Raw genomic sequence first — 5,867 nt, 5'->3', positions numbered from 1 at the left:
AGTAGCCAGCTAATAACTTTTGCACCAGCAGAGTCAAACAACACATGGAATGAGGCAAACAGAATAGCCCCAATCATACCTCCACCTAGAGAACTACTTCTATTCGTAATACCTCCACTTTCTACTAAGACCCTGTAGCTTTCCCTTAGGACAGAGTTCGTCATCAGTGCCTTGCCCTCAAACAGTTGCTCAAAAAGTGCTAAATGACTAAATATTAGTAAGCTGCTTAAAATAAAGGCTCCACTTAATAACAAGCGATGATTCCACGGTGGAAAGGATTGTTTGATCATTATAATAAGAGCATAAATAACGAACATAAATGGAATAGCAATATGCCAATTTCCAAATAAAAAATACCCAATATAAGCGAATACCTCTCCAACCAAGCCATATTCAAAGAAAGAAATAACTGCGATTCCCAAAATGAGAAGCCCTATAATTTCAAACATTAAAGGATGAAGGGGTTTCTTTTTACTTTTACTTTTATTTACTTTTTTCTTACTTTTCTTCTTCGCCAAGAATATCACCTGCTTTGCATTAAGTATTCTCTATTAGGATGTCCCTAACAGGTAAAATATAACAGCTTAAAAAGATAAAAAAGATTTCCTTCCACTGGGGAAAGGAAATCCTGATTTTTAGATATCAATATTCCATGATAATTGGAATAATCATCGGACGTCTCTTCGTTTGTTGGAATAAATATGAATTTAGCGTATCACGGATTTCTTGTTTAATGTTTGTGCATTGAAACGTTTCTTTATTCACATATTTTTCAACAATTGTTCTTACTAGTTTAGCTGACTCGTCCATCAACTCTTCGGATTCTCTTACATATACAAATCCTCTAGAAAGAATCTCAGGTCCTGACGCTATTTTCTTTTGCGCACGGTTAAGGGTAATTACTACAATGAATATTCCATCTTGAGATAAAAGCTTACGATCTCTTAAAACAATATTCCCTACGTCCCCTACACCAATACCATCGATTAGGACGTTACCTGCTTGTACTCTTCCACTCATTCTTATCTTCCCATTTTTGTATTCCACGATGTCTCCTTTATCTGCAATAAAGATTTCTGACTTAGACATCCCGATATCTTGGGCTAACTTAGAGTGAGCAATAAGCATACGATATTCCCCTTGAATTGGGATAAAGTATTTAGGCTTTGTTAAGTTTAACATCATTTTTAAATCTTCTTGACTTCCATGTCCTGATACATGGACATTTTTACTTGAAGTCAACACTTTGGCACCAGCCTTGGCAATCAGGTTCATCGTATTAAATACGCCAACCTCCATACCTGGTGATGGTGTAAATGTTATTAACACGGTATCAGTATCTTTAATCTTAATATCTTTATGATGCTTACGTACCATTTTCTCTAAAGCTTCTAAAGGTTCTCCTTGATTACCAGATACAATGATTACTATTTGTTCATCGTTATACTTAGAGATTTCCTTTATAGGTATGATTGTGTCCTCTGCTACCGTAAAGTAACCAAGGTCTAACCCTATTGCAAAGATATTTTCCAAGCTTTTGCCTGCAATAGCAACTTTTTTTCCTGTTTCCGTTGCTTTGTCTAGCACTTGTTGATTCCTTATAAAGTTTGATGCATATAAAGATACTAGAATACGACCTTTAGCAGCGTGGAATGTTTCAGATAATAGGTTTTCGATTACTGCCTCTGATGTTGTGTGTCCGGGTCTTTCTGCTTCTGTTGAATCAGACATTAATATAAATACGCCTTCTTCACCCAGGCCAGCCATTTTAGCAATATCAGGACGGTACTTCCCTCTAGCAGACTGATCAAATTTAAATTCACCAGTATGCACAATTGCACCTTCAGATGTATGGAATACGATACCTAAAGAGTCTGGAATACTGTGTGTGGTATGAAAGAAAGTTACGTGTGTGTTTTGGAAGTTCATACGACTTTTGTTTGTAACTTCAAAGTACTTTATTTGTTGTTTAACTGGCATAGCCTTTACATGCGTTTTTGCTAAAGCAATCGTCAGCTTAGATCCATATACAGGCGCCTGAATCTTTTGCAGTAAGTAAGCAATAGAACCAATTGCGTCTTCATGTCCATGCGTCAAAAATATTCCTTTAACACGATCCTTGTTTTCTTCTAAATACGTAATATCTGGAATAACTATATCGATTCCTAACATTTCGTTTTCTGGGAACATAAGTCCACTATCTACTATAAATATTTCATCGTCTATTTCTACTACGTACATTGCTTTTCCTATTTCACCAACTCCGCCGAGCGGTATAATACGTATAAGTTCATTTTTAGCTTTTACCAATTCTTTTCCTCCTAATTGTTAACCCGACCAACATCCACTATTTTTTATTATATCGGACGTCACCGTTTCACACAAATAAAAAAAGCTGAAGTTAGAACTCCAGCTTCTCATATCATTATTTCGTTTCCAAAAATTTATCCCAGACACGATCATAATCTAGCTTCTCTTCCTTGTTCATCTCAACTAAAGGAAGTCTCAAAGAGCCAACCTCTACGCCAATTTTAGAAAGTGCATATTTTACAACTACAGGATTCGGATGTTGAAATAACGCCTTAATGACTGGCAATATTTGTTGATGGATTTTAGCAGCTTTAGCATGTTCCCCTTGATGAAACAGCTGTATCATTTCCTGCATTTCGTTACCAATTACATGAGAAGCGACTGAAATAATCCCTTTCCCTCCAATTGAAAGTAAAGGTAAGGTTAAGCCGTCGTCCCCGCTGTACACAAGGAAATCCTCATTTGTTTCAGCTAAGATTTTGGTCATCTGATCCAGGCTGCCGCTAGCTTCTTTTACAATTTGAATGGATGGTATCTTACTAAGGGAAATAATCGACTCTGGCTCCAAATTGACTACTGATCGCCCAGGGATATTATAAACAACAATAGGAAGAGTAGTAGCTGAAGCAATTGCCTCAAAATGGGCAATCATTCCTCGTTGATTAGGCTTATTGTAATAAGGAGTTACTATCATCAAAGCATCTACTCCGAGCGCTTCTGCCTTTTGCGAAAGCTCAATGGATGCAGCTGTATTATTGCTGCCAGTACCAGCAATGATTGGAACTCTTTTATTAACCTTTTCCACTACAAATTGTATAAGTTCTAATTTCTCATTTGTTGATAATGTCGGAGATTCCCCAGTCGTACCACTAACTACAAGAGAATCAGTTCCATTCGAAAGCAAGTGCTCTATAAGTATTTCAGTATTATGATAGTCAATAGAACCGTCTGAACTAAACGGGGTAACCATTGCTGTAGAAACATTTCCTATATTCATTCAACCACACCTCTTATATATTTTTTCTCTATTATTAGAAAAGAGCAGGCGCCTATGTCTGCCCCGACAGGCAAATGGAGAAATGCGAGGAGGCAGTTCTTCCGCCACCGTAGTATTTTTTCATTTGACCCCGAGGGGCAAGGCGCCGGAGCTAGACAATATGAAAGCGCAGGCGCCTATTTCTGTCCCGACAGGCAAATGGGGAAATGCAAGGAGGCAGGTCCTCAGCCACCGCAGTATTTTCCCATTTGACCCCGAGGGGCAAGGCTGCTGGCTTTTCCAAATGAATAGAGAAAAAACTCTCTCTAAAAATCAAAATATATTTAATGGAGTAAATTTCATTATTATTAAAGGCAAGTGGTGCCACAAGTAGGGTTAAGAGAAGCTAGGACACCACAACCACTTGTAATCGATGGGTGGAGCCTTATCCGCTCTCCCAACAAACAAGCGACCTCTTAGACAAGCTAAAAACTATTCTTGCTTACAATATTTTTTCTTCGATTAATGCTTCAGCAATTTGAATGGAGTTTAGAGCAGCACCTTTTAATAGGTTGTCAGAAACAATCCACATATGGAAACCATACTCGTTAGAAGGATCTTTTCTAATACGTCCAACGAAAACTGCATCTTCATCTTCTGAGAAATAAGGCATCGGGTATTGTTGCTCATTCGGATTATCTTGAAGAACAATTCCCTCTGCTTCAGATAACAATTGTTTAATATCAGAAACGGATACGTTCTCTTTATCTACCTCTATATACACCGATTCAGAGTGTCCTGTTACAACAGGCACCCTTACACAGGTAGCGGCAATCGAAAGTTCCGGAAGAGACATAATTTTTTTTGTTTCATTCATCATTTTGTGCTCTTCAAATGTAAAACCATCTTCATTAAAGACATCAATTTGAGGAATTACGTTACCTGCAATTGGATAATGCTTCTCCGCACTTTTTACAGGTAAAACTTCAGGATTTGGTTGTCTTTCTATTATTCTCTCACTTTGAGCTGTCAATTCTTGAATAGCTGCAGCCCCAGCTCCTGATACTGCTTGATAAGTCGAAACGATGACCTTTGATAGCCCATAATGCTTACGAATTGGTTCTAATGCAACAACCATCTGAATAGTAGAACAATTAGGATTAGCAATAATCCCTTGCTGCTCATTTAAAGCATATTTATTTACTTCTGGTACTACTAGCGGAACATCCGGATCCATTCGAAATGCGCTCGTATTATCTATTACTATAGCGCCTCTCTTACTAGCTTCCTTAGCCAATGCTTTTGAAATAGAGCCCCCCGCAGAAAAAAATGCTATATCAACACCTTCGAAAGCTTCTGGTGTAGCTTCTTCTATTGTATAAATTTTTCCGTCAATATCAATCTGTTTTCCTGCAGACCTTTTGGAAGCTAATAACTTCAAGGTAGAAAAAGGAAAGCTTCTCTTAACTAGTTGCTCTATAATTTTTTGACCTACAGCACCTGTAGCTCCTACAATAGCTGTTGTATAATTTTTTGACATGCAAAGCTCTCCTCTCAAAAATCAAAACATATTGGCGATATTGTATCATAAATTAAATAATAATACACTATTTTTAATATTTATAATTGATAGGCAATGAGTAAAGGCTGAATTTGCTTTGCATTTATTGCGTGTTCAACAGTAGGTACAATTTTTGTGAAATCTGCAATTAAAGAATTAGGTTTTTTATATGGATTGTCTTGACCAAAGGGGATAAAATAAATATTTTTTGTAGTGAGCAGCTTCATAATATTCGTTCCATTTAAGCCTAATGCATCGTTTGTGGATATACCTAGCACCACAGGCTTACCATTACGCAAGGTGGCCTTTGCAGCCATTAATACAGGTGAGTCTGTTTGTGCATTAGCTAACTTACTTATGGAGTTACCCGTCATTGGTGCAATAACCATACAGTCTAGTGGATTAGTAGGACCAAAAGGCTCTGCCTCTACTATCTTGGAAACTACCTTATTGCCACTAGCTGCCTCTATTTTTTCTACCCACTCTTCTCCTGTACCGAAACGAGTAGCAGCTGTTAAAACTGAAAAAGTGATGATTGGCACAACTGTCGCACCAACATCCGTAAATTGCTTAATCATTGGTATCACTTCCTCATACGTACAATGAGAAGCGGTGATTCCTAGACCAATACGTAGACCTTCTAACACTATTTTTCCTCCTCTAAAAAGCAAGATGCTTCAAAACAGACCTGGCAAGTAATTGTCCTGCATCTTGCGGAAAGTACATACCTGGCAAGCTGGTGGAGAGACTGTAATTCAGAGGGATGTTATTTTCGTTATCCAAGAGACAGCCCGGATTGGAGGCGAGGTCAAAAACTCGATTGAAAGAGGCTGCATGTTCATTATTTAACCATTTGGTAGGGATTGTATTAACCAGATAGGCGTCCTCACCTTGCTGGGCCAAAACATTATCTAGGGTTACTATTTGATACCCAGGGCTTCTAGCTTCGTAGGGTTGAAGCTCCGATCTAACAGAGGGAAGAACTTTTGCTCCCAAATGATGCAATGCAAGTGCTAATCT

General features: G+C 38.0%; 4 protein-coding genes and 2 pseudogenes. All 6 read right to left on the bottom strand.

The features are described from left to right. Positions 1–518 (bottom strand): annotated as a pseudogene (locus AC06OU_RS17815) (cell division protein FtsK); the annotation flags it as partial. 124 nt (positions 519–642) lie between these two features. Beyond that, the gene (locus tag AC06OU_RS17810; RefSeq protein ID WP_475857563.1) at positions 643–2,310 is read right to left on the bottom strand and encodes a ribonuclease J; all 1,668 of its coding nucleotides are present in this window, start codon (positions 2,308–2,310) and stop codon (positions 643–645) included. Between the two features lie 115 nt (positions 2,311–2,425). Next, positions 2,426–3,307: a 4-hydroxy-tetrahydrodipicolinate synthase gene (gene dapA, locus AC06OU_RS17805; RefSeq protein WP_475857561.1), complete on the bottom strand. Its 882-nt coding sequence runs from the start codon at positions 3,305–3,307 to the stop codon at positions 2,426–2,428. Between the two features lie 481 nt (positions 3,308–3,788). After that, complete coding sequence (locus AC06OU_RS17800) at positions 3,789–4,826, bottom strand: aspartate-semialdehyde dehydrogenase (protein ID WP_475857559.1); 1,038 nt, start codon at positions 4,824–4,826, stop codon at positions 3,789–3,791. A gap of 80 nt (positions 4,827–4,906) precedes the next feature. Next, entirely contained in the window at positions 4,907–5,494 is a 588-nt protein-coding gene (locus AC06OU_RS17795; protein WP_169358640.1) for a dipicolinate synthase subunit B, read from the bottom strand. Positions 5,495–5,507: 13 nt separating this feature from the next. Continuing rightward, positions 5,508–5,867 (bottom strand): annotated as a pseudogene (locus AC06OU_RS17790) (hypothetical protein); the annotation flags it as partial.

Source organism: Psychrobacillus sp. (assembly GCF_056205495.1).
The sequence above is the reverse complement of the archived record's forward strand: the minus strand, read 5'-3'. Positions and strand labels throughout refer to the sequence as shown.